Origin of the sequence: Chromohalobacter sp. 11-W, assembly GCF_029889905.1 — a bacterium.
In the GTDB taxonomy this organism is placed as follows: domain Bacteria; phylum Pseudomonadota; class Gammaproteobacteria; order Pseudomonadales; family Halomonadaceae; genus Chromohalobacter.
Genome location: NZ_JARANZ010000013.1, coordinates 50,767 through 73,390, shown reverse-complemented (window position 1 = coordinate 73,390; position 22,624 = coordinate 50,767). Strand labels below are relative to the sequence as shown.

The 22,624-nt window shown below is 60.6% G+C and carries 22 protein-coding genes; 9 read left to right on the top strand and 13 right to left on the bottom strand.

The genetic code is table 11. The features are described from left to right. Window positions 1-34: 34 nt before the first annotated feature. On the top strand, window positions 35-1,144 hold the full coding sequence (locus OP494_RS15890) for an aldose epimerase family protein (RefSeq protein ID WP_280542278.1): 1,110 nt from the start codon (window positions 35-37) through the stop codon (window positions 1,142-1,144). 6 nt (window positions 1,145-1,150) lie between these two features. Here OP494_RS15890 and OP494_RS15885 read toward each other — a convergent pair whose 3' ends face one another. Beyond that, window positions 1,151-3,496, bottom strand: coding sequence for a GGDEF and EAL domain-containing protein (locus OP494_RS15885; protein ID WP_280542277.1), 2,346 nt, complete (start codon window positions 3,494-3,496; stop codon window positions 1,151-1,153). Window positions 3,497-3,682: 186 nt separating this feature from the next. Here OP494_RS15885 and OP494_RS15880 point away from each other — a divergent pair, with 186 nt between their 5' ends. Both OP494_RS15880 and OP494_RS15875 read left to right on the top strand, forming a co-directional pair. Then, window positions 3,683-4,147 carry a transcriptional regulator gene (locus tag OP494_RS15880; protein WP_280542275.1) on the top strand — a complete coding sequence of 155 codons (465 nt, stop codon included), beginning with the start codon at window positions 3,683-3,685 and terminating at the stop codon, window positions 4,145-4,147. A gap of 450 nt (window positions 4,148-4,597) precedes the next feature. After that, window positions 4,598-6,061 carry a catalase gene (locus tag OP494_RS15875; protein WP_280542272.1) on the top strand — a complete coding sequence of 488 codons (1,464 nt, stop codon included), beginning with the start codon at window positions 4,598-4,600 and terminating at the stop codon, window positions 6,059-6,061. A gap of 151 nt (window positions 6,062-6,212) precedes the next feature. Here the strand turns inward: OP494_RS15875 and OP494_RS15870 are convergent, their stop codons facing one another. Continuing rightward, the gene (locus tag OP494_RS15870; protein ID WP_280542270.1) at window positions 6,213-7,259 is read right to left on the bottom strand and encodes an aldo/keto reductase; all 1,047 of its coding nucleotides are present in this window, start codon (window positions 7,257-7,259) and stop codon (window positions 6,213-6,215) included. 442 nt (window positions 7,260-7,701) lie between these two features. Here OP494_RS15870 and OP494_RS15865 point away from each other — a divergent pair, with 442 nt between their 5' ends. Next, window positions 7,702-8,442, top strand: coding sequence for an RsiV family protein (locus tag OP494_RS15865; RefSeq protein ID WP_280542268.1), 741 nt, complete (start codon window positions 7,702-7,704; stop codon window positions 8,440-8,442). A gap of 77 nt (window positions 8,443-8,519) precedes the next feature. On the opposite strand, the gene OP494_RS15860 is transcribed toward OP494_RS15865, so the two are convergent. The 5 genes from OP494_RS15860 to OP494_RS15840 form a co-directional block, all read right to left on the bottom strand. Continuing rightward, entirely contained in the window at window positions 8,520-8,708 is a 189-nt protein-coding gene (locus tag OP494_RS15860) for a DUF3008 family protein (RefSeq protein WP_280542266.1), read from the bottom strand. A 140-nt stretch (window positions 8,709-8,848) separates the two neighbouring features. Continuing rightward, the gene (yejK, locus tag OP494_RS15855) at window positions 8,849-9,844 is read right to left on the bottom strand and encodes a nucleoid-associated protein YejK (protein ID WP_280542264.1); all 996 of its coding nucleotides are present in this window, start codon (window positions 9,842-9,844) and stop codon (window positions 8,849-8,851) included. A 78-nt stretch (window positions 9,845-9,922) separates the two neighbouring features. Beyond that, window positions 9,923-10,684, bottom strand: coding sequence for an ABC transporter permease (locus tag OP494_RS15850; protein ID WP_280542262.1), 762 nt, complete (start codon window positions 10,682-10,684; stop codon window positions 9,923-9,925). After that, window positions 10,681-11,691 carry an ABC transporter ATP-binding protein gene (locus OP494_RS15845; protein ID WP_280542260.1) on the bottom strand — a complete coding sequence of 337 codons (1,011 nt, stop codon included), beginning with the start codon at window positions 11,689-11,691 and terminating at the stop codon, window positions 10,681-10,683. Before OP494_RS15845 ends, OP494_RS15850 begins: the two co-directional genes overlap by 4 nt. Before the next feature lie 121 nt (window positions 11,692-11,812). Further along, window positions 11,813-12,535, bottom strand: coding sequence for a YebC/PmpR family DNA-binding transcriptional regulator (locus tag OP494_RS15840; protein ID WP_280542258.1), 723 nt, complete (start codon window positions 12,533-12,535; stop codon window positions 11,813-11,815). Between the two features lie 245 nt (window positions 12,536-12,780). Between OP494_RS15840 and OP494_RS15835 the strand changes: the two genes are divergently transcribed. Genes OP494_RS15835 through OP494_RS15825 form a run of 3 tightly spaced genes read left to right on the top strand, consistent with a single transcriptional unit; the run spans window position 12,781 to window position 14,756 of the window. Next, a complete protein-coding gene (locus tag OP494_RS15835) occupies window positions 12,781-13,350 on the top strand; it encodes a LemA family protein (protein WP_348521706.1) in 570 nt (189 codons plus the stop codon). Further along, window positions 13,350-14,117 carry a TPM domain-containing protein gene (locus OP494_RS15830; RefSeq protein ID WP_280542256.1) on the top strand — a complete coding sequence of 256 codons (768 nt, stop codon included), beginning with the start codon at window positions 13,350-13,352 and terminating at the stop codon, window positions 14,115-14,117. The genes OP494_RS15835 and OP494_RS15830 overlap by 1 nt, the downstream gene beginning before the upstream one ends. A 21-nt stretch (window positions 14,118-14,138) precedes the next feature. Then, entirely contained in the window at window positions 14,139-14,756 is a 618-nt protein-coding gene (locus tag OP494_RS15825; protein WP_280542255.1) for a TPM domain-containing protein, read from the top strand. An 18-nt stretch (window positions 14,757-14,774) separates the two neighbouring features. Here the strand turns inward: OP494_RS15825 and OP494_RS15820 are convergent, their stop codons facing one another. Continuing rightward, complete coding sequence (locus tag OP494_RS15820) at window positions 14,775-15,296, bottom strand: cupin domain-containing protein (protein ID WP_280542254.1); 522 nt, start codon at window positions 15,294-15,296, stop codon at window positions 14,775-14,777. Between the two features lie 218 nt (window positions 15,297-15,514). Here OP494_RS15820 and OP494_RS15815 point away from each other — a divergent pair, with 218 nt between their 5' ends. Further along, a complete protein-coding gene (locus tag OP494_RS15815) occupies window positions 15,515-16,522 on the top strand; it encodes an NAD(P)-dependent alcohol dehydrogenase (protein WP_280542253.1) in 1,008 nt (335 codons plus the stop codon). Window positions 16,523-16,528: 6 nt separating this feature from the next. Here OP494_RS15815 and OP494_RS15810 read toward each other — a convergent pair whose 3' ends face one another. The 3 genes from OP494_RS15810 to OP494_RS15800 are packed head-to-tail and all read right to left on the bottom strand — an operon-like array spanning window position 16,529 to window position 19,259. Continuing rightward, window positions 16,529-17,059 carry a chromate transporter gene (locus OP494_RS15810; protein WP_280542251.1) on the bottom strand — a complete coding sequence of 177 codons (531 nt, stop codon included), beginning with the start codon at window positions 17,057-17,059 and terminating at the stop codon, window positions 16,529-16,531. Next, a complete protein-coding gene (locus OP494_RS15805; protein ID WP_280542249.1) occupies window positions 17,056-17,622 on the bottom strand; it encodes a chromate transporter in 567 nt (188 codons plus the stop codon). Before OP494_RS15805 ends, OP494_RS15810 begins: the two co-directional genes overlap by 4 nt. A 2-nt stretch (window positions 17,623-17,624) precedes the next feature. Next, window positions 17,625-19,259, bottom strand: a complete 1,635-nt coding sequence (locus OP494_RS15800; RefSeq protein WP_280542247.1) for a gamma-glutamyltransferase family protein — start codon at window positions 19,257-19,259, stop codon at window positions 17,625-17,627. A 223-nt stretch (window positions 19,260-19,482) separates the two neighbouring features. Between OP494_RS15800 and OP494_RS15795 the strand changes: the two genes are divergently transcribed. After that, window positions 19,483-20,166, top strand: a complete 684-nt coding sequence (locus OP494_RS15795) for an FCD domain-containing protein (protein WP_280542245.1) — start codon at window positions 19,483-19,485, stop codon at window positions 20,164-20,166. A 42-nt stretch (window positions 20,167-20,208) separates the two neighbouring features. On the opposite strand, the gene OP494_RS15790 is transcribed toward OP494_RS15795, so the two are convergent. After that, complete coding sequence (locus tag OP494_RS15790; RefSeq protein WP_280542243.1) at window positions 20,209-21,576, bottom strand: DEAD/DEAH box helicase; 1,368 nt, start codon at window positions 21,574-21,576, stop codon at window positions 20,209-20,211. A gap of 109 nt (window positions 21,577-21,685) precedes the next feature. Next, window positions 21,686-22,597, bottom strand: coding sequence for a LysR substrate-binding domain-containing protein (locus OP494_RS15785; RefSeq protein ID WP_280542241.1), 912 nt, complete (start codon window positions 22,595-22,597; stop codon window positions 21,686-21,688). Window positions 22,598-22,624 lie beyond the last annotated feature (27 nt).

The following is a 22,624-nucleotide window of genomic DNA, read 5'->3' as shown; positions in this document are numbered from 1 at the left end:
ATGCTTAGCGTTGAATGCGGCACAGGCAGACGAGATGACTACACAGACTCCTTCCGTCGAAAAGCAGAGCTTCGGCCAGCTTCCCGATGGCCGCAAGGTCGAGGCGTACCACCTACGCAACGGCCATGGCATCGATATGAAGGTGATTACCTATGGCGGCATCATCACTTCCCTGCGTACGCCGGATGCGCAGGGCAACGTCGACGACATCGTGCTGGGCTTCGATTCCCTGGAAGACTATCGTTCCGAGGCATATCGTAAATCCAATCCCTATTTCGGTGCCCTGATCGGTCGTTACGGCAATCGTATCGCCGAGGGGCGCTTCACGCTCGATGGCACGACCTACGAGCTGGCAACCAACGATGGCCCCAATCATCTCCACGGGGGCGATAAAGGGTTCGATAAGCGACTTTGGCAGGCGCATTCCTTCGAGAACGACACCGGCGTCGGCGTCGAGTTGCGCTATACCAGCGAAGATGGCGAGGAAGGCTATCCCGGCACGTTGGAAACGCGCGTGCGGTATACGCTGACCCCTGACGACAAAATGATCATCGACTATCACGCCACCACCGACAAGGCGACGCCGGTCAATTTGACCCAGCACAGCTACTTCAATCTCGAGGGCGAAGGCAGCGGGCCCATCACCGACCACCGGCTGATGCTCAATGCCGATGCTTTTACACCGATTGGGGACACGTTGATTCCGACGGGTGAGATTCGAGACGTGACGGGTACGCCGTTCGATTTCAGCGAGGCCACGGCGATCGGTGCACGCATCGACGATGACAATACCCAGTTGGGGTATGGTCAGGGCTACGATCACAATTTCGTGTTGGTGCGCGACGAAGCGGCTGAAGACGAACTGGTCCAGGCCGCCCGGGTCGAGGCGCCGGACAGTGGTCGCGTGCTGGAGATCGCCACGACCGAGCCAGGGATTCAGTTCTACTCGGGGAATTTTCTCGATGGCACGCTGACCGGCAAGGGGGGTGATACCTACGAAAAGCGCGGCGGTTTCGCACTGGAAACTCAGCACTTTCCGGATTCTCCCAACCAGGCTGATTTCCCGTCGACGATCCTCAAGCCTGGCGAAACGTATGAGTCGCGCACGGTATGGCACTTTGCCACGCAGGGCGATGACAGCTGAACGAGGTCAGGGGCGTGCGTAGCACGCCGCCCAGTCCAAGGCTTCACCGAGGGGCAAGGCGGGGCTGTAAAGAAAGCCTTGCCCCATGTCGCAGCCCATGGCGATGAGTTTTTCCTCGGTGGCGCGATGCTCGACTCCTTCGGCGATCACGCGGCGGTTGAAACTTCTGGAAAGCGCGATGATCGCCTCGACGATCATTTCATCCTCTGGGTCGTCCAGCATGCCGAGGATGAACGAGCGATCGATCTTGATCTCATTGGTCGAGAACTTGCGCAGGTAACTCAATGAGGCGAAACCGGTGCCGAAGTCATCGAGAGAGAGCTGCACCCCCAGTGCCTGACATGCCTTGATGTTCGATGCTGCGAGACCTGCGTCATCAAGTGCCGTGCTTTCGAGAATTTCGAGCGTCAGGCGTTTGCGAAACGCCATGTCGTATCGGCTTAGTGTGTTGTTCAGATGGTCGAGAAATTCGTCGTTGAGAAAGTGAGACGGGCTCAAGTTGATGCTGATGGTATAAGGCAGGTCCTGTGCCTGGAACGTTTCGAGGGTCGACACTGCCTGGTTGATGACATGCTTGCCGAGTTCGATATCGAGCTTGGTATGTTCGATATAGGGCAGGAAGCGCCCTGGGTACACGAGCTTGCCGGATGGATGATGCCAGCGTATCAGGCACTCGAACCCCGATACGATACCGGTCTTGTAATGTAACTTGGGTTGATAGAAAAGTTCGAGTTGATCGTTGTCCAGGGCATGCTGCACTTGCTCTCCGATGGCAAAGCGCTCTTGCTGGGAATGATGGCTCTCAAGATCGAAGAAGTGATAACAGTTCTTGCCCGTTTCCTTGGCGGTATACATGGCTTGATCGGCATGCCGTAGCAGCAAGTCGCTATCCGAGTCATCGCTTGGAAAGCGTGTTATCCCCATGCTGGCGGACAACTCGATAACGTGTCCTTGAAGATGCATGGGGTGGCGCAACTGATCGAGGATATGTCGGTAGGTTGTTGGGTTATCTACATCACGAAGAATGATCACGAACTCGTCGCCACTCAGTCGGGCGATGACATCGTGATGGCGTACGGCGCCGCGGAGTCGGTCCGCAACGCATCTGAGCACCTCGTCGCCGACGGCGTGACCTTGGCGGTCGTTGATCGCCTTGAAGCCATCCAGGTCGAGAAAGCATACCGAAATCGAACCGCGCCGGTGTCTCGCAGCAGTAAGCTCATCCTGGAACAGCTCATTGAGAAGACGACGGTTGGGGAGGCCCGTGAGGCCATCGATATTGACGGCTTCATGCAGCCATTGCTTTTTCTCCTGATCGACAGCGTTGAGACGTTCGCGCTCAAGCAGGGTTTCCACGGTCTGTAAGAGCGGTGACAGCAAGGCAATCAATGACGGTGGATAGCCCTCGCTGCGGTTGGCAATACCGATCAATCCTATCTGTTCGTTCCCTGCGTGTAAGGGAATGCCCATGTAGGTGTGAATTTCGGAATAAATGCCCGGAAAAAGAAAGGGTAATGTCAGAGGCGGCTCGAATGTCCGGCTGACGGTATATCGAGTACGGATGGGAAGGCCCAGAATTTCATCGAGTCCGTCGATAGGTATGTGCGTGTCGGCGCCGATATTCTCGCTGACGGTGGTCGATTGGCGCCGTATAATACCGGATCGGGCCGTAATATAAAGATGAGATGTCTCATGCACCTTGTCGTCAATTTCCCCGACGAAGCCCACTTGACTACCCGTTAAATGCAATAACTCTGAGAGTAACGCTTCATAAGTCGTGGTTTTCTCTTCGCTGGATAAGAAGGCGTCTTGTACACGCTGGATGGCATGCGCCATTTTTTGTGTGTAAACGTCATAGTGTGTGTCGGTATCAGTGCATACGCGCTCGAGTTCCTCCTCCAATATCGCCGCCAGACTACGCAGGATGCTGAAGTCCATACGAGATGCATCACGTGGCATAGAGTCAATAAGGCATAAGGTTCCGATCTTGAAGCCTGTGGGGTCGCGCACGGGGATGCCGGCATAGAATCGAATGAAGGGTGCGCCGGTGACGAGTGGATTCTTATAGAAAAGAGGATCGTTGGCTGCGTCTTCAACGACATAAATACTATTTTGTTGAATAGTATGGTCGCAAAAGGCATGTCGCCGGGGGGTCGTTTCTATGCCAAGATTTTGCTTGGACTTGAACCATTGACGCTTGGCATCGACGAGCGTGAAGAGCGTGGTATTGACTTGATAGTGTTGCTTGGCAATACGCGTCAGGCGGTCGAAGCGTTCTTCCGGTGCGGTGTCCAGAAGCCCGGTTTCATGCAGTGCATGAAGTCGACGTTGCTCATGTCGTTTTAGCGTCACAATGCCATCTCCCGATGTCTAGAATACGCAACCGTTTGTTTGAATTTAGTGAGACGTCGTACGAGACGCTTAGCCGATCCACCTTCCCCCTGTATCATGGTTGGTCCACCCGGCAGCACCAGGGCATATGGGGGCTGAATCATGAACCGTCCAATCAGCGCACTGAATGGATAATTCAATATTAAAGTGAACAACGATTCAACGCGAATTGAATCATTGATTCAAATTCAGCGTATGAATGAAAAAACCATGTTCGCCGAACGCCTTAAAAAGGCCCTTGTTGCCGCAGGCTATGAGCCTCGCCCCTCGGTACTTGAACGCGAGTTCAATCTCCGCTACTGGGGAAAGCCGATTACATTCCAAGCGGTACGGCGTTGGCTTCGTGGTGACTCCATTCCTGCCCAGGACAAACTTCAGGTGCTTGCCGAGTGGCTGCGTATCGAACCGCATGTGTTGCGCTATGGAGATGAGAGTGAGCGAACGCTTTACGCCACGCCCAATGAATTGGATGTCGTGCCGGTCTGCGGAGACGAAGCTGAAGTGCTGAAAATTTACCGTAGCTTGCCTAGCGAGCAACGTAAGGTGCTTCGCCATGTCATCGCCACATTCGGAAAGGCGAATGCGTCCAACGATAACGAGGAGACGTCGTGAGTGAAACCGTCAAGGTGTCTAGCCTTATTCTCCGCAGTGGAGGCGAGGGAGCTTTGAGGGGCTATTGAAATCGCGAGCTTTTTTAACGTGCCGTGTGTTACGCGCTATGAAACTTCTTGATGACGAAGATAATTTAAGGCTATCGAGCAGTATTTTTTGATTGAGTATGGCTCATGGTGATCCCTTGCCATGCGGGGCTTGGCGGACTTCTTTGCCATATTCGCGCTGGCCGAGAAGAGGCTGGCAATGGCCTTCCTAGCCGTCTGGGCAATTAGGTGTAGGTAGACAGTCACTGCGGTTATTTCCTATACATGAAGCGGGGGACGGGAGGTCCCCCGCCAGATTGCACTATCGCGCCAGCGGTTCGATCCCAAGGCCAGCGGTTCGATCCCAGGGAAAGGGCGTGGCGGCATGCTGTGCCACATACGAAAATGATGGGGAGATATTATCGTGACGCAAGACAATCGCAAGCCGACGACGACAGATGCCGGTATTCCAGTGGCCAGTGATGAACATTCGCTGTCCGTGGGGCCTGACGGTCCGATCGTAATGCATGATCACTATCTCATCGAGCAGATGGCGAACTTCAACCGCGAGCGGATTCCCGAGCGCCAACCGCACGCCAAGGGCAGTGGGGCATTCGGTCATTTCGAGGTGACCGACGATGTCAGCAAGTACACCAAGGCGGCCGTCTTCCAGCCTGGCACCAAGACCGACGTACTGATTCGTTTCTCCACGGTAGCCGGCGAACGCGGGAGCCCCGATACGTGGCGCGATCCGCGCGGGTTCTCGATCAAGTTCTACACCAGTGAAGGCAACTACGACATGGTGGGGAACAACACGCCGGTGTTCTTCATCCGTGACCCGATGAAATTCCAGCATTTCATTCGCAGCCAGAAGCGGCGTGCCGACAATAACCTGCGCGATCACGACATGCAGTGGGATTTCTGGACGCTGTCGCCGGAATCAGCGCACCAAGTGACCTGGCTGATGGGGGATCGCGGGATTCCCAAGACTTGGCGTCACATGAACGGCTATTCCAGTCATACCTACATGTGGGCCAATGCTCAGGGCGAGAAGTTCTGGGTCAAGTACCACTTCAAGACCGACCAGGGCATCGAATGCCTGACTCAAGAAGAAGCCGACCGCCTGGCCGGTGAAGACAGCGATTACCACATGGGCGATCTGTATAACGCCATCCAGCAGGGCGATTACCCGAGCTGGACGCTCTACATGCAGATCATGCCGTTCGCGGATGCCGATACGTACCGCATCAATCCGTTCGATCTGACCAAGGTCTGGCCGCACGATGACTATCCGCTGATCAAGGTCGGCAAGCTGCAGTTGAACCGCAACCCGACCGACAACCATGCCGAGATCGAGCAGGCGGCCTTCGAGCCCAACAACCTCGTGCCCGGCATCGGCATCAGCCCGGACAAGATGCTCATCGGGCGTGTGTTCTCTTACGCCGATGCGCACCGCGCGCGTCTCGGGGTCAACTACAAGCAGATTCCGGTCAACGCGCCCAAAGCCCCTGTGCACAGTTACAGCAAGGATGGGGCGATGCGCATCAACAAGGTCTCCGACCCGGTCTATGCGCCCAACTCCAAGGGCGGTCCGGCGGCGGATGGCGAGCGTTATCCCACCGATTCCACCTGGGAGGCCAACGGCCATATGGTGCGTGCGCCCTATGCCCTGCGCAAGGATGACAACGACTATGGTCAAGCCAATGACCTGGTCAATAAGGTCATGGACGATGCCGCGCGGGATCGCTTGGTCAACAACGTAGTCGGGCATGTCTCCGGTGGCGTCGAAGAGCCGGTGTTGTCCCGCGTGTTCGAGTACTGGAAGAACATCGATGCCGAGATCGGTCGGCGTATCGAAGAAGGCGTGAAGGCAAACAAGGGGCTTTAACGCCTAGCTTGCTTGAGCCTTTACCTACTTACTTTATCGACTACACGGTCCGCTTCTCTTCAGGGAAGCGGACCGTGCTTTTTTAAGTTCGCGTTTTAAGTTCGCGGTTAGGGGCGGGATTGGCTGGCCATAGAGCGCGAGGGGCGTCGATTCAGCGCTTGGCGTCGGCCAACTGTTGGCGGCGATAATCACCCTGACGTTCGAACATCCAGCCGGGATACTCGGCGGGCAGCGCGCTGACGGCATCGAGCTCGGCGAGTTCCTCTTGGCTCAGCGCGACCTGTGTGGCGGCGATATTGTCGTCGAGCTGGTCGACGCGCTTGGCCCCGACGATGACACTTGTCACCGCCGACTGATGCAGCAACCAGGCTAGTGCGACCTGAGCCACGGATACATCGTGTGCCTTGGCGATCTTGCCCATCACATCGATGCAGTCGAAGGCACGCTCCTTGTCGACTGGTGGGAAGTCGAAGTTGAGGCGACGGCTGCCCGCTTCGCCCTGACTGTCGCGCGTGTACTTGCCGCTCAAGAAGCCACCCGCGAGCGGGCTCCAGACCATTAGCCCGAGATTTTCGCTCTGTAGCATGGGGATCAGCTCGCGTTCGAGATCGCGCCCGGCAAGGGTGTAATACGCCTGCAGCGACTCGAAGCGCGCCAGGCCGTGCCGCTCGGCGATGCCCAGTGCCTTCATGATTTGCCAAGCTGCCCAGTTGGAGACACCGACGTAACGCACGTGGCCGTGTTGTACGAGGGTGTCGAGTGCGCGAACGGCTTCCTCGATGGGTGTGGCGGGATCGAAGCCATGGATCTGGTAGACATCGAGATGATCGAGCTGCAGGCGCTTCAGGCTGGCCTTGATGCCCTCCATGATGTGATAGCGCGACATCCCACGGGCGTTGACGCCGCCGTTACCGGTTTCGCCGAATACCTTGGACGCGACGACGACCTCGTCGCGCGGGACATCCAGGTTCTTGAGCGCCTGGCCGGTGATGATCTCGGACTGGCCCTGGGAATATACATCGGCGGTGTCGATGAAGTTGATCCCAGCATCCAGAGCGCGGCCGATCAAGCGCTCGGCGTCGCTTTGCTGTAGATCGCCGATCTGACTCCAGAGCTCGCCCTGGCCACCGAAGGTCATGGTGCCAAGGCACAGTTCTGAGACGAACAAACCGGTATTGCCGAATGGTTGATAACGCATGAAAAACTCCTGACGGTGATGAAATCGACCCTCGTAGGTAACCGCCGTTGTGGCCCGTGGCGCTGATGAGCGGCATGGGACAGGGCGACTTCCCTTAGTATGGACGCTATGACGGCAGACAAAATGCGCGATTCTGTCGAGTTCATGCTCGATCCTGTTGTCAGCTCGTCAGCTCGTCAGCTCGTCAGCTCGTCAGCTCGTCAGCTCGTCAGCTCGTCAGCTCGTCAGCGCTTTCGTCGCGGCTTCCTGTTCCATAGGTGGCTGGGTGGCCAGCGCAGGCTTACGCGCCGATCACTGGATATCGTCTATAGTGGTGCATGCGCAACGCGGTGGAGCCGCGTCAGGAATAATAGCCGGGACGGTCCCGGCGTATCAGGGAGGATGAACCTTGTTGTGTGAGGCTAATATATCGATCGCGCGCCGTCTGGCGGGCGGTGGCGTCATGTTGGGTGCCCTGGCGGTGCTTGGTGGTTGCCAAGCATGGTCACCTGCGCCGGAAAGGCTGGATGCCGAGCGCGTGGAGAAAAGTTTCGTCGAGCGTGATTGTCCGGCAGGACGTTGCGCGACCGTCGAGGTTGAGTCACTGCGCTTTCCCGGTGCGCCGGGTCTGAGCGAGCGGCTACGAGACGCGTTGCTGAGCATGGGCTCGGGCATTACCAGTGGCGAAAGCGACGTGGTGGCTTCGTCCTGGGAAGAGCACGCGCAGACGTTTTTCGACGAGGCCAAGGCGGCGCGGGAGCGCGTGCCCGAATTGCCCGGCTACCAGTCAGTCTTCAAGGCGGAGGTCTATGACCGGCATGCCGATCTAACCACCGTCAAACTCGATAGCTATGTGTTCACCGGCGGGGCACACGGTATGCCGCTGACGAAGTTCATGGTCATCGACGAACGCGAGCGACGCGTGGTGACACTCGATGACATGCTGCGCGAGGGGCAGACACCGGCCTATCGCGAGGCGCTGTCGCGTGCGCATCTACGTTGGCTGGAAAAGCAACAGGCGGGTGCCGACTTCGCTGAATCCTGGCCTCTGAGCATGAACCGTAACGTAGCACCGTTTGCCGACGAATGGCGGGTACGTTACAACGCCTATGACATTGCACCCTACTCATATGGGCAACCGGAGCTGCGCATTCCTGTTCAGGCGCTCGAAGGCATCGTCAAACCGCGCTATCTGGAGCGTTGACAGCGTGTGGTAACCGAGATGGTGTCGCTGGCGGTCGTGTCTCGTGGGGCGGGCCGTCGCAGGCGATTATCGTACGATCAGGTGTTAGCGTCGTGCTCGGGCTTGCCTTTTTGCTTCGCCGAGGCCATGGCCTCCAGTTCCTCTTTGCTCATCGAGTCGTACATCGACTTCGCGGCACCATCTAGCTCACTGGCTTTTTTCTCGCCGCGTTTGGCGGCAAGCGCGGCACCGGCAGCCATTTGTTGGGCTTGGGACTTGGCGGGCATATCGTCACCTCTTCCGTGATGGCGCTTCAATAAGCGTCGCTATCTTCAGCAAGATAGATGCTGACACGGGTGTCGCAATGTCACGATGGTGACAGTATGTGTCCCGACCGACACAAGCCAAGCATCTCCTGCCTCTTTTCTTATTCCTTGCGCTGCTTGAGCTGTTCCTTCAGAGGGCCGGGTACCTGCTTGATGATCAGGCGATCGCGCTCAGCGTCGAATTCGATGCTATTGCCGAGCAGGTGAGAGTCGAAGCTGATCGAGACGCCGCTAGCGCGCCCCGTGAAGCGCCGAAATTGATTGAGCGCCCGCTTGTCTGGCGGTATCTCCTCGGAGAGCCCGTAATCCTGATGGCGAATGTAGTCGTAAAACGCTTTGGGGTGTTGCTCATCGACGAGTTCGGATAGCTCATCGAGGGTCACCTTTTCGCCGTTTTTGGCCTGGTTACTGGCATAGTCGATCACGGCATCGGTCTTCTCGCGGCTCTCGTCGTCGGGCAAGTCCTCGTGCTCGACATAGTCGCTGAACGCCTTGAGCAAGGCCCGGGTTTCACCGCTGGCATCCACGCCTTCCTCGACGCCGAGCAGTTCACGGAAGCCTTCGGCGAACTTCTTGCCGCCGCGATCCTTGATAAACGACACATACTGCTGCGAATTGCCGCCCTGCCATTGGGCGAGGTCGATGCGCATGGCGAGCATCAGTTGTCCAAGATTGAGCTGAGGCGTGTCGGTCACTTCGAGGGCATTGTCGATGGCAAAGCCCTGGCGATGATGGAGGAGCGCCACGCTAATGTACTGCGCTTCGCCGTGCTGATAATGCACGAACAGCAGGTGGCCACCGACCGAGAGGTGGGCATCGATCAAGGCATTGATGCGCTCCGCCATCTGGGCGCTCCAGGTAACGAAATCGGCCGATCCGGCCAGATACTCGGAGAGTCCTGCGGCGAAGGCACTGCTGCCGGTCTCGCTGAAGTGGCCCCACGCCTTGGGCTTGGCATGAAAGCTGTCATTGACACTCGTCAGCAGCGCCTCGAGAGACGCCGTCGATGACTGTGCGTGCTCGGCGCAGGTCAGCGTGGCGGGCGTCTCGGTATCGGGCTTGTCGATGCGGTGGATGGTGCTGGTCAGAATCGGCATGGTGGCATCTTGGTGAAAACGAAAGCAGGCATGGTAACGCGCGGCGCTGGTGACCTCTAAGGCGCTGTATCGTGCGGCTTAGGGCTTGATGTTATAGCCGGTCTTGAAGATCCAGCCGATTAGCGCCAGGCACAGACCCAGAAATACCAGGATCATGAGCAGGCTGGCACCGACGCTCACATCGCTGATGCCGTAGAAGCTCCAGCGAAAGCCACTGACCAGATACACCACCGGGTTGAACAGCGTCACCGTTTGCCACACAGGGGGCAGCATGTCGATGGAGTAGAAGCTGCCGCCCAGGAAGGTCAGCGGCGTAATGATCAACAACGGCACGATTTGCAGCTTCTCGAAGCCCTCCGCCCAGATACCGATGATAAAGCCCAGCAGACTGAAAGTGATGGCAGTGAGCGCCAGGAACAGCAACATCCACAACGGATGGTCGATACGCAGCGGCACGAAGAAACTGGCAGTGACGAGAATGATCAAGCCCAGAATGAGCGATTTGGTGGCCGCCGCGCCCACATATCCGAGGACGATTTCGAGATAAGAGACTGGCGCCGAGAGTACTTCGTAGATGGTGCCGGTGAACTTGGGGAAGAAGATCCCGAACGAGGCATTGGAGACGCTCTGAGTGAGCAACATCAACATCACCAACCCGGGCACGATGAAGGCGCCGTAGCTGACGCCTTCGACTTCCTGAATGCGCGAGCCGATGGCGGCGCCGAAGACCACGAAATACAGCGAGGTGGAGATCACTGGCGAGACCAGGCTTTGCAACAACGTGCGCCACGCGCGTGCCAATTCGAAATGGTAAATAGTGCCGACCGCGCGGAAATTCATGCGTCCTTCCTCACCAGATTGACGAAAATTTCCTCCAGCGAGCTTTGCTCGGTGTGGAGGTCTTTGAAGCGAACGCCCGCTGCTTCGATATCGTTGAGCAGGGCACTGATGCTGGCTGGCGTCGAGTGCTCGTCAGACGATGCGGCGTAGGTATAGACCAGTACATGGCCGTCCTCGGCGAGACTCAGCGGATAGTGCGCCAGCGTCTCGGGAATGGCCGCGAGTGGCGCCTGCAGATCGAGCCGCAGCCGCTTGCGGCCCAACTGGCGCATCAGGGCGGCTTTCTCTTCGACGAGCACGATCTCCCCATCGTTGATCACGCCGATGCGGTCGGCCATCTCCTCAGCTTCTTCGATGTAGTGCGTGGTCAGTATGACGGTGACGCCTTGGTCGCGTAGCGACCGCACCACGTCCCACATGTCGCGGCGCAGCTCGACATCGACCCCGGCGGTCGGCTCGTCGAGAAACAGGATCTGCGGCTCGTGCGCCAGTGCCTTGGCGATCAGTACCCGGCGTTTCATGCCGCCCGAGAGCGTAATCATCTTGTTGCGACGCTTGTCCCACAGCGACAACGACCTGAGCACACGCTCGATGTGCGCAGAGTCGGCGCGCTTGCCGAACAGGCCACGGCTGAAGCTGACCGTGTTCCACACCGTGGCAAAGGCGTCGCTGGTCAATTCCTGCGGGACCAGGCCGATCTGCTCGCGCGCGGCACGGTAGTCGGTGACGATGTCGTGGCCGTTGACACGGACCTGACCGTCGCTGGCGTTGACCAGCCCGCAGATGATGCTGATCAAGGTGGTCTTGCCGGCGCCATTGGGGCCCAGCAGCGCGAAGATTTCGCCACGCTGGATATCCAGATCGATGCGTTTGAGCGCCTCGAAGCCCGAGGCGTAACGCTTGGTCAGACCCTGAACGGCGATCACCGAGGGGGGTGCTTGCAAGGTGTGGGCGCGCGCGGCGGGGCGTGTTTCGGTGGCAGTGGCGTCTGCGATGTCATGACTCATGCGATACCGGGCTCCCGTGGAGAATGGGACGATCAGTATAGGCACGCGCCGGCATGTCGTGGCCGGCGCTCACCTGATCGATAAGTACATCGTCGACGAGTGCATCGTCGGCGAGGCCGGGTCAGCTCTGCGGCTCGGCGCTATGGTAGATGTTCTGCACATCGTCGAGGTCGTTGAGAGTGGCGAGCAGCTTGTCGAGCATGGCCACGTCATCGCCGGCGACGGGGGTCGTGGTCTGTGGCAGGAACTGGATCTCGTCGGCCTCGAAATCAAGCTCACCGAAGGCCTCGGCGAGTGCCTGTTTGGTCTTGGCGTATTCGGTGTGGGGCGCGAACACGGTAATGCGATCGGTTTCGCTTTCGATGTCGGTGACATCGACATCGGCCTCCATCAAGGCTTCCAGCACCGCCTCCTCGTCGCTGCCCGCGAAGGCGAGGATCGCGCAGTGATCGAACATGTGGCTGACGCTGCCCGGAGTGCCGAGTTTGCCCTTGGCCTTATTGAAGCAGGCGCGCACGTCGCCGAAGGTGCGGTTGGGATTGTCAGTCAGGCATTCGACGATGACCATGCAACTGCCTGGTCCGAAGCCTTCGTAGCGCGCGAGGGAGTAGTCCTCGCCGCCACCGCCCTTGGCCTTGTCCAGCGCCTTGTCGATGACGTGCGACGGGACTTGGTCTTTCTTGGCGCGTTCGATCAAGCCACGCAGGGCGAGATTGCCCTCGGGGTCGACCCCGCCGGCTTTGGCGCAGACGTAAATCTCGCGCCCGTACTTGCTGTACACCTTGGTCTTGGCGTCGGCCGTCTTGGCCATGGATTCTTTGCGGTTCTGGAAAGCCCTACCCATGTCATGCCCTATCAAATAGTTCGCAACGCACAAGATTCTACGCAACATCGCCGGTCGAGGCAGGTTTAATTTTGCGCTGCCGCCGTTTGGTCTTCCGACGATACGCCGCCCTCTTCAGTCGACGCTATGCTTAATGCGCGCTCACCTGTAGCTTAGGGGGTCTCTATTTGCCCACCTCATCGGAAATGCATATGTCGACGCGATCCTTGCCAAGGCCGTTTACCGCTCGCTCCGTCTGGCACGTCATGCTATGGCTGTGCCTTGCCGTCTCACTGACGGGCTGCGGCATCAACAATATTCCTACGCTGGACGAGCAGGTGAAGTCGGCCTGGGCGCAGGTCGAAAACCAGTATCAGCGGCGCGCGGATCTAGTGCCGAATTTGGTGGAAACCGTCAAAGGCTTCGCCGATCAAGAACAGGAAACGCTGACGGCCGTGATCGAAGCGCGCTCCAAGGCGACCTCGATCAACATCGACGCCGACTCCTTGGACGATCCCGAGAAGCTGAAGCAATTCCAGCAGGCCCAGGGCCAACTGACCGGGGCGCTGAGTCGCCTGATGGCGGTGTCCGAACGCTACCCGGAGCTGAAGTCGAACCAGAACTTCCTGGCGCTGCAGTCGCAACTGGAAGGCACCGAGAATCGCATCGCCGTGGCGCGCCGCGACTTCATCCAGGCGGTCGAGCAATACAATACCGAGATTCGTACTTTCCCCGGGCGACTCTGGCATGGCCTTTTGTATAGCGACATGCCGATTCGCGAAAACTTCGAAGCCACGGCCGAGAACGCCGATCAGGCGCCTGAGGTGGAGTTCTAATGAGGCATTGCATCCGTCTGACATGCTTGATGCTGCTGTGGGCCTGTGCCCTCAGCGTTCAGGCTCAAGACATCGAGTTTCCCGAGCTGACCGGTCGCGTGGTCGATCAGGCCGACCTACTGGATACGTCGACTCGAGATGAGTTGAGCGGCATGCTCGCGGCGCACGAGGAAGACACCGGCGAGCAGATCGTGGTCGTCACGCTGCCCGATTTACAGGGGGCGCCGATCGAGGAATACGGCTACCAGCTGGGGCGCCATTGGGGCATCGGTCAGGAAGGCGAAGATAACGGCGCATTGTTGATCGTCTCCATGGAAGAACAGGCCATCCGCATCGAGGTTGGATATGGCCTCGAGGGTCGCCTGACCGACGCACAGTCCTCGGCGATCATCACGCAGAAGATCGCCCCGGCGTTTCGCGAAGGCGATTACGCGACCGGGATTACCCAAGGCACCGAAGCGATCATCCAGGTCCTGGGCGGCGACCCGATGGCCGACGCGGCTCCTGCCGGATCGGCATCCGGGCACGACAAGTCGCGCGATGTCGGCGGCGCATCGGTGGCGTTCTTCGTCATGCTGATGATCGTCATGGGCATCGTACGCGGCATCGGTGGTGGCGGACGCGGCGGGCGTCGTCGCGGACGCGGTGGCGGCTTGCTCGGCGGTATCCTGCTCGGCGGCGCCATGGGCGGCGGTTTCGGAGGCGGCGGTGGCTTCGGCGGCGGCGGTGGTGGTTTCGGCGGGGGCGGTGCCTCCGGTGGCTGGTAGATCAACGCAAGGGACATCACCATGGCATTATTGAGCGACAGCGAGCAGCAGCAGGTGCGCGATGCGATCACGCACATCGAGCGCGGTACCGACGCCGAACTGGTGACCGTACTCGCGCCGCAGGCCGACGATTACACCTACATCCCGTTGCTTTGGGCAGGGATTCTGGCCCTGCTGATCCCCGGGGCGATCAATTACTTCCCTCAATGGCTGGGGGCCTCGGAGCTTTTGATCGTGCAGTGGGCGTGTTTCGCGGTGCTCGCAATCGTGTTTCGGCTTCCGGCAGTGACGACGCGACTGATCCCGCGTCGCGTGCGCTTCTGGCGCGCCGCCAACCTGGCAAGGCGGCAGTTTCTCGAGCAGAACCTGCATCACACCCAAGCCGGTACCGGGATGCTGATCTTCGTCTCCGAAGCCGAGCGCTACGTGGAGATCCTGGTCGATCGCGGGATTTCCAGCCGCCTCGACGACGAGACCTGGCAGGGCATCGTCTCGACCTTCACCCAGCAGGTGAAGCAAGGTCAGACCTTGCAGGGCTTTCTCTCCTGTATCGAAGCATGCGGCGAACATCTCCGAGAGCACGTACCCGCCACACACGAGCGCAACGAACTCCCCAATCGTCTGATCGTGCTGGAATAAAAAGCCCGACGGCGCGCCTCATGGCGTGTCGTCGCCGGTTTCCCCCTCCCAGTAGGCTACCGCATCACCGCGTGACATGAACCGGGTCAGCGTTCGCTTATCGGCATCGCCTCCCGGGGCGCTGCCAGTGAAAACCCCGAGCTTGTCGGAATCGGGATATTCGAGGATATCCGGCTCGCGCATCGAACTCACGGCCAGGTAGCGAAGCGGTACCGGGCTGTCCGCCGCTGCGATCAGCTGGTGCGCGCTTGCCGTGCCGCCCGCGGGGCAGACCACGACGTCGCCGGTGGTGACAGGGTACCGCTCATCCCCCATACGCAACTCCCCCTGGCCGGCGAGAACCACGAAGAGTTCGTCATTGGCGTGGTGAGCGTGGTAAGGCCAGGCACGCTTGCCGGGCGGTACCTCGACCACTCGCGCGCCGAGATGCTTGGCGCCGGCAGGGCCCGCGACGGCGGCATGGGCGGCCTCGAAATGCGCGCCATGGGTGTGCCGTTCAAGCACCAGTTGATCGAGGGGGATGACCGGAGAAGGAGACATTGGCGTATCCTGATGAACGAAGAGCAGAGCACTATGCCTCGACGGTACAGCCTCGGCAATCCCTCCTCGGGTCAATCGCAGCGCTGCCAGAGACGTACTGACTGACAGGGTGGCCCTTGCCTCCCGGCGATTCGTCACCATCATCTAGGAAGGACCCTGCGGGGCGCGTCATGTCGGATGTATCCCGCAAGCATAGGATGACAGCACAGGAGAGTACGATGAACGTCGTCACATTACGCAGCCCGGGCGGGCTGGATAAGCTCGATGTCCACGAATGCGAAGCGCCGGGCGAGCCGGGGCCGGGCGAAGTGCGCGTGCGAGTGCATGCCAGCTCGCTCAATTATCATGACTACGGTGTCGTCGCCGGCGCCATGCCGACCGAGGACGGCCGCATTCCCATGTCGGATGGAGCCGGTGTCGTCGAAGCCGTGGGTGAAGGCGTCGAGGAATTCACCGTGGGGGATCGCGTGGTATCGACGTTCTTCCCCGAGTGGCTCGAAGGGCCGGCGCGCATCGGTGACTTCACCACCACGCCCGGTGATGGCGTCGATGGCTACGCCCGTGAGCAGGTCGTGCGTCCGACGACGTGGTTTACCCACGCGCCGCGCAATTATGACCATGCCGAAGCCGCTACCCTGACCACGGCCGGGTTGACCGCTTGGCGCGCGCTGGTAGTGGACGGCAATCTCAAGGCGGGTGACACGGTGCTGGTGCTGGGCACCGGCGGTGTCTCGATCTTCGCCTTGCAGTTCGCCAAGTTGATGGGCGCCACGGTCATCGCGACCTCGTCCTCGGACGAGAAGATCGCCCGGCTGAAGGAACTGGGCGCCGACTACACGCTCAATTACAAGACCGAGCCGGAATGGGGTAAGCGCGTCAAGGCGCTCACCGATGGTCGGGGCGTCGATCATGTCATCGAAGTGGGTGGTCCCGCCACGTTGCCGCAATCCATCGACGCCGTGCGCATCGGCGGACACATCTCATTGATCGGCGTGCTCACCGGGCGCGGCGGCGAGATCCCTACCGCCAAGCTGATGGCCAAGCAGGCGCGTCTGCAGGGCTTGATCGTGGGTAGCCGGCGCGATCAGATCGAGATGATCCGTGCCATCGATGCCAGCGACCTACACCCGGTCATCGACCGGCGTTTCGCCCTTGACGAGATCGCCGACGCATTTCGCCACCAGGAAGCGGGACGTCACTTCGGCAAGATCTGCCTGGAATTCTGATCTTTGCTACCCGAGCAGCAGGGCACCATAGACGAGCCCGAAACACACGACGAACGCCGGGTGAACCCGGGTCGCCAGAAGCAGTACGCCGGCGATGCCACCGATGATTACGGTGTGCACTGCGCCAGCGGTCGTTACGCCTTCGTCGAAAAAACGCCAGGTCAGGTAGGCCATCAGCGTCATCACCACCGGGCGGACCCATTGGCTCATCGACTTGACCTTGACCGACTCGCGATAGCGATACAGCGTGCCTAGCGCGATCAGCATCAGCAGTAATGATGGCGCGACGGTGGCGAAGGTGGCGATCAGAGATCCAGGCACGCCGGCGACGTCGTAGCCGATGTAGCCGGCCATCTTGGTGGCGATTGGGCTGGGCAGGGCGTTGCCCAGCGCCAGGGTCTCGGCGAAGGCCTGCGAGCTCATCCAGCCGTAGCGACCGACCACTTCGTTCTCGATCAGCGGGATGATCGCCGGGCCGCCGCCGTAACCGACGATGTTGGGAATGAAGAACGCCAGGAACAGGTGCCAATAGATCATTTATCCGTCTCGCTGGTCGTGTGCTGCGGTTCGGGACGTAGCAGTGCGGCGATCAGGATGGCTCCGATCACCAGGCCCGGATGCACGTCGAGCCAGTAGATCAGCCCACCGGCGACGGCGCCCATTACCAGTGTCACGAGCCAGCCGAGGCTGGCCCGCGACTTGGTGAAGAAATCCCAGGTCAGCTTGGCCATCATGACCATGACCACGGGCACCACGCCCTGGCCCATGCCCTGCACCCAGCGCTGGTCGCCGTGACGCGCGTAGAGGCTGAGCAGCGCGATCATGGCCACGATTATGGGTCCTATCACCGCGATGACGGCGTTGAGCGCGCCCAGCACGCCACCGACCCGATAACCGATATAGCCGGCCATCTTGGTGGCGATCGGGCCGGGTAGGGTGTTGCCGATCGCCAGCACGTCGGCGAACGCCTCGTCGTCCATCCAGGCGTGGCGTTTCACCACCTCCTGATGAACGAGCGGAATCATCGACGGACCGCCACCGAAACCGAACAGGCCGATGCGCAGGAAGGCCATGAACAACTGGGCTTGTGTCTGCAGCATGGTCACAGCACCGCGATGCTGGAGTCGGTGCGTGGTTCGGTGCCGCCACAGTAGATGCCGCTGTCGGGATCGCGGATGATCATCTGCCCGCGGCCGAAACCACGTGGATCGTGATCGATCTGCATGTCGTGACCGCGCTCAGCCATCGCGCGTACCAGCGGTGCCTGGTAGCCGTGTTCGATGCCGATGCGCTTACCGCCCATCCACTGCCAGCGCGGCGCGTCCAGCGCGGCCTGCGGGTTGAGGCCGAAGTCGACCAGATTCATGATCACTTGAACGTGGCCCTGGGGCTGCATGAAGCCGCCCATCACCCCGAACGGCCCGAGCGGCGTGCCGTCGTCGCGTGTTAGAAAACCTGGGATGATGGTATGGAAGGTCTTCTTGCCCGGCGCGAGCACGTTGTCGTGATTCGGATCGAGGCTGAAGTTGTGGCCGCGGTTCTGCATCGCGATGCCGGTGCCCGGCACCACCACGCCGGACCCGAAGCCGTGATAGTTGCTCTGGATGAACGACACCATGTTGCCGTCGTCATCGGCGGTCGCCAGGTAGACGGTGCCGCCGGCCTGCGGAGTGCCCGGGGTCGGCTCGAGTGCACGCTCGCCGATCAGCGCGCGGCGCTCACGGGTATAGGCGTCGCCGAGCAGCGCCTCGACGCTGTGGGTCATGTGCTCGGGCTGGGTGATGTGGGTCTGGCCGTCGATGAACGAAAGCTTCATTGCCTCGAGCTGGCGGTGCAGCACCTCGGGATCGTCGCGGTTGTCGACCTCGAAACCCTCGAGGATGCGCAGCGCCATCAGCGCGACCAGCCCCTGACCATTGGGTGGGATCTCCCATACTTTGTGGCCGCGGTAGTCGGCGGCGATCGGCTCGACCCACTCCGGCTGGTAGCCGGCAAGATCCACCGCGCGCAGATAGCCGCCGGTCTCCCGCGAGAAGGCATCGATGCGTTCGGCCAGCGCGCCGCGATAGAAGCTCTCGGAGCGGGTCTCGGCAATGTCTTCCAGGGTTTTCGCTTGGTCCTCGCAGCGATGCCACTCGCCAGCGCGAGGGGCACGCCCGGTCGGTGTGAAGGTCTCGAACCAGCCGGCGGTCGCGGCGTCGCTGAGATGTTCGCGGAAGGTCGTCTCGGCGCGCTGCCACAGGCTGGCGATCACCGGCGAGACCGGAAAGCCCTCGCGGGCCAGGCGGATCGCCGGGGCCAGTAGCGTCGGGAAATCGAGCTTGCCGAAACGCCGCGACAGCTCGGCCCAGGCGGCGGGGATGCCGGGCACGGTGACCGGCGTCCAGCCGTACAACGGCATGGACTCGAAGCCGGCCTCGGCGGCTGCCTCTGGAGTCAGCGCGGCGGGGGCGGTGCCGCTGGCATTGAGGCCGTGAAGCTCGCCTTTGCCTGCATTGTCGTCGGCGATCCAGACCAGCGCGAAGGCATCACCGCCGATCCCGCAGCCGGTGGGCTCGACCACGGTGAGCGCTGCCGCAGTGGCGATGGCGGCGTCCACGGCGTTGCCGCCCTGAGCGAGGATGTCACGGCCGATCTGGCTGGCTTGGGGCTGGGACGCGGCGACCATGCCGTGTTTGGCGTAGGTCGCGCTGCGCTGGGAAGCGTAGGGCGTTGCCTGGGAAAAGGGCGTCAACATGCCGTCTCCAATCGATTGTTATGTTATAAATCGTCTTTAGTAAAAAAATCGATTTTATTGAGATGACTATGGCGCCCGGTTTGATTAACGTCAATATGGGATTTGGCAAAGGGCTTGTTGCACCGAGGCAGAACCTTGCTCGCCAGTCATCAACGCACATTTCCCGCCATTATCTTTGAACTTGATAAGCCACTACCTTCGAACTTGAGAAGAGAGCCACGCCATGACCGCATCGCCATCCGCCAGTCGCGACATGGCCTCGAGCCGAGTCTTCGATACGCTCAAGCAGGACTTGATTCGCGGGCGTTTCGCGGCGGGCGAGAAGCTCGCCATCAGCGCCTTGAAGGATCACTACCAGGTCGGGCTCAGCCCGCTGCGCGAGGCGCTCAACCGGCTAGCGGCCTACGGCCTGCTCGAGCAGGTCAACCAGCGTGGCTTTCGGGTACCGGCGATGCATTTAGAGGAACTCGATGATATCGCAGGACTGCGCGTCCAGCTTGAATGCATGGCGTTGACGCAGGCGTTTCAGGCGGGCGATTCAGAATGGGAGTCACAGGTGTTGGCGGCCCACCATCGGTTGCGTCGTGCCGACGAGCATCCTGAGCGAGTGGAGGAGTGGGAGCAGGCACACCTGCGCTTTCATCGGGCGTTGCTAGCGTCGTGTGGATCACACTGGTTGTTACGTTTCATCGAACAACTGCACGACCAGTTCGACCGCTACCGACGCCTGGCGCCGCCCAACCCAGCAGTGCGCAAGGTACTCGATCGTCAGCACGGCGAACTGGTCGAACTGGCGCTTAGCCGCGACATAGCGGCCGCGCGAGCGTTGCTCGACGATCACATCCGGCTGTCGCACAGTGTTGCCCGCGGTTGTTGCGAATCACCGGCATCCGGCGACAATACGTGAGCCGTTGGCGACGATAGCGCCACGACTCACGATTGACGTGACTTATGCCCCGCCTTGGGTGCCGTTACCGCGACCCCGTCCGCCGCGACGACGGCGTGGGCGGTTTTCGCCGCCATCATTGCGGTTGCGTGAGGCATTTTGATTGCGTGAGTCGCTGCTGCGTGCGTCATTGCCGCCTGAGTTGCCACTACGACGTTGGCCGTTGCCGCTACCGTTACGCTGGCCCCCACCACTACCACCGCGCGGCGGGCTGGTGCCCTGGCCGCTGACGAGTGCTTCGCTGGGTTCAAAGCCGGCGATGGTCTGGCGTTCCAGCGTCTGGCGGGTCAGTCGCTCGATACCCGCGAGTTCCTTGCCTTCCTCGGGGCTGACCAGTGATACCGCGTGGCCGCTGGCGCCTGCACGCCCGGTACGTCCGATACGGTGGACGTAGTCCTCGGCGACATTGGGTAGCTCGAAGTTGACCACTTGCGGGAGCTGGTCGATGTCGAGGCCGCGCGCGGCGATATCGGTCGCCACCAGCACACGAATATCGCCGCTCTTGAAGCCGTCGAGTGCCTTGGTGCGCGCATTCTGGCTCTTGTTGCCGTGAATGGCGGCTGCCTCGATGCCGGCGTCTTCGAGCTGGCGACTCAGGCGGTTGGCGCCATGCTTGGTACGCATGAAGACCAGTACTTGCTGCCACTGATTCTCGTGGATCAGGTGCGTGAGCAGTGCCGGCTTGCGGGTCTTGTCGACCGGATGGATCCACTGCGTGACTGTCTCGGCGGTGGTGTTGCGCGGCGTGACCGAGATTTCCACCGGGTCGTTGACCATGCCCTTGGCGAGCGTGCGGATTTCCTGCGAGAAGGTCGCCGAGAACATCAGATTTTGACGTTTGGCGGGCAGTGTCTTGAGGATCCGACGGATATCGTGGATGAAGCCCATGTCGAGCATGCGGTCGGCTTCGTCCATCACCAGCACTTCCAGCGCATCGAAGCTGACGGCCTTCTGGCTATACAGATCCAGTAGTCGGCCCGGCGTTGCCACCAGGATATCGACCCCGCCGCGTAGCTTGGCGATCTGCGGGTTGACCTTTACGCCGCCGAAGACCACTGCGCTGCGTAGCGGCAGGTGTTTGCCGTATGCCTCGATATTGGCGCCGATCTGGGCAGCCAACTCGCGGGTCGGCGTGAGAATCAGCGCGCGCACCTGCTTGGCGGGCGCGCGCGTGCCGGTAGAGAGGCGCTGGAGGATCGGCAGCGTGAATCCGGCGGTCTTGCCGGTGCCGGTCTGGGCGGCAGCCATCACGTCGCGTCCCTCGAGAACGGCGGGGATCGCCTTGGCTTGAATCGGTGAGGGTGTCTCGTAGCCTTGCTCGGCCACGGCATCCAGAATCGGAGCGGAAAGCCCCAAGGAGGTAAAGCTCATGAAGTCGTCTCGGTGGCTGCGAAGTGGGCCAGAGTAGGCGGGCAGCGGGCGTGCAGCTTACCGGATATGAACCAGGCTTGCCACTTTAGGCGTATAGCGCAGGCACTTCTCAAGCGGTGTTCAGTACCCAGGCTCGAAATGCGCGCATGGGCTCGGTCAGGTGGCGATGTTGCGGGGTGAGCAGTGACAGGCACCCTCGGCTGGGCAGCGTATGCGGGAGCGCCTGCACCAGGTTGCGCTGCGCCAGGTCCGCCTCGAGTAGGCGTTTCCAGCCCAGAGTGACGCCTTGCCCGGCCAGGGTGGCATTCATCAGCAATTGGAAGCTGTTGGCACGCAGACTGTGTTCCGGGGCGTGCCAGGTCAGGCCCTGGGCCTGGTACCAGCCTTCCCAGGTCAGCCAGTCGTGATAATGATCTTCGACGACCATCAGCGTGTGTCGAGCGAGCAGGTCATCGGCATCGCGGATGTCGCCATGACGAGCCAGATAGGCTGGACTGCACACGGCGGCGACCTCTTCGTGAGCGAAGATCGCCTCGGCGCCGAGGCCGGGCGGATCGACTTCACGCGGAACATGGTAATAGATACCCAAATCGAACTCGGCAAGATCCAGACGATGTGGGTCCTCCACCGTCAAGATACGGATTTCGATATGCGGATGGGCGCGCTGGAAGTCAGGAAGCTGCCGCGCCAGCCAGATCGAGGCGATGGTGGGGCTGGAGGCCAAGGTCAACTGGCGGTCATCCCCACGACGACGCAGGCGCGCCGTTTCATCGCGTAAATCGCGCAGCAGGCGCTGCACCACGCGAAAATAATGTTCGCCGGCGGGTGTCAGGCGCAAGCCTTCGTAGTGGCGCTCGAACAACGGCCGGCCCAGGTCGTCCTCGAGCCGCTTGATCTGACGGCTGACGGCGCTCTGGGTCAGGCTGAGTTCATTGCCGGCTTGCGTGAAGCTGGCATGTCGCGCGGCGGCCTCGAAGGCACGCAGACAAGCCAAGGGGGGAAGCGCATCGCGAGTGGGCATGAAAGCATCCGGAACCGAGTTCTCTCG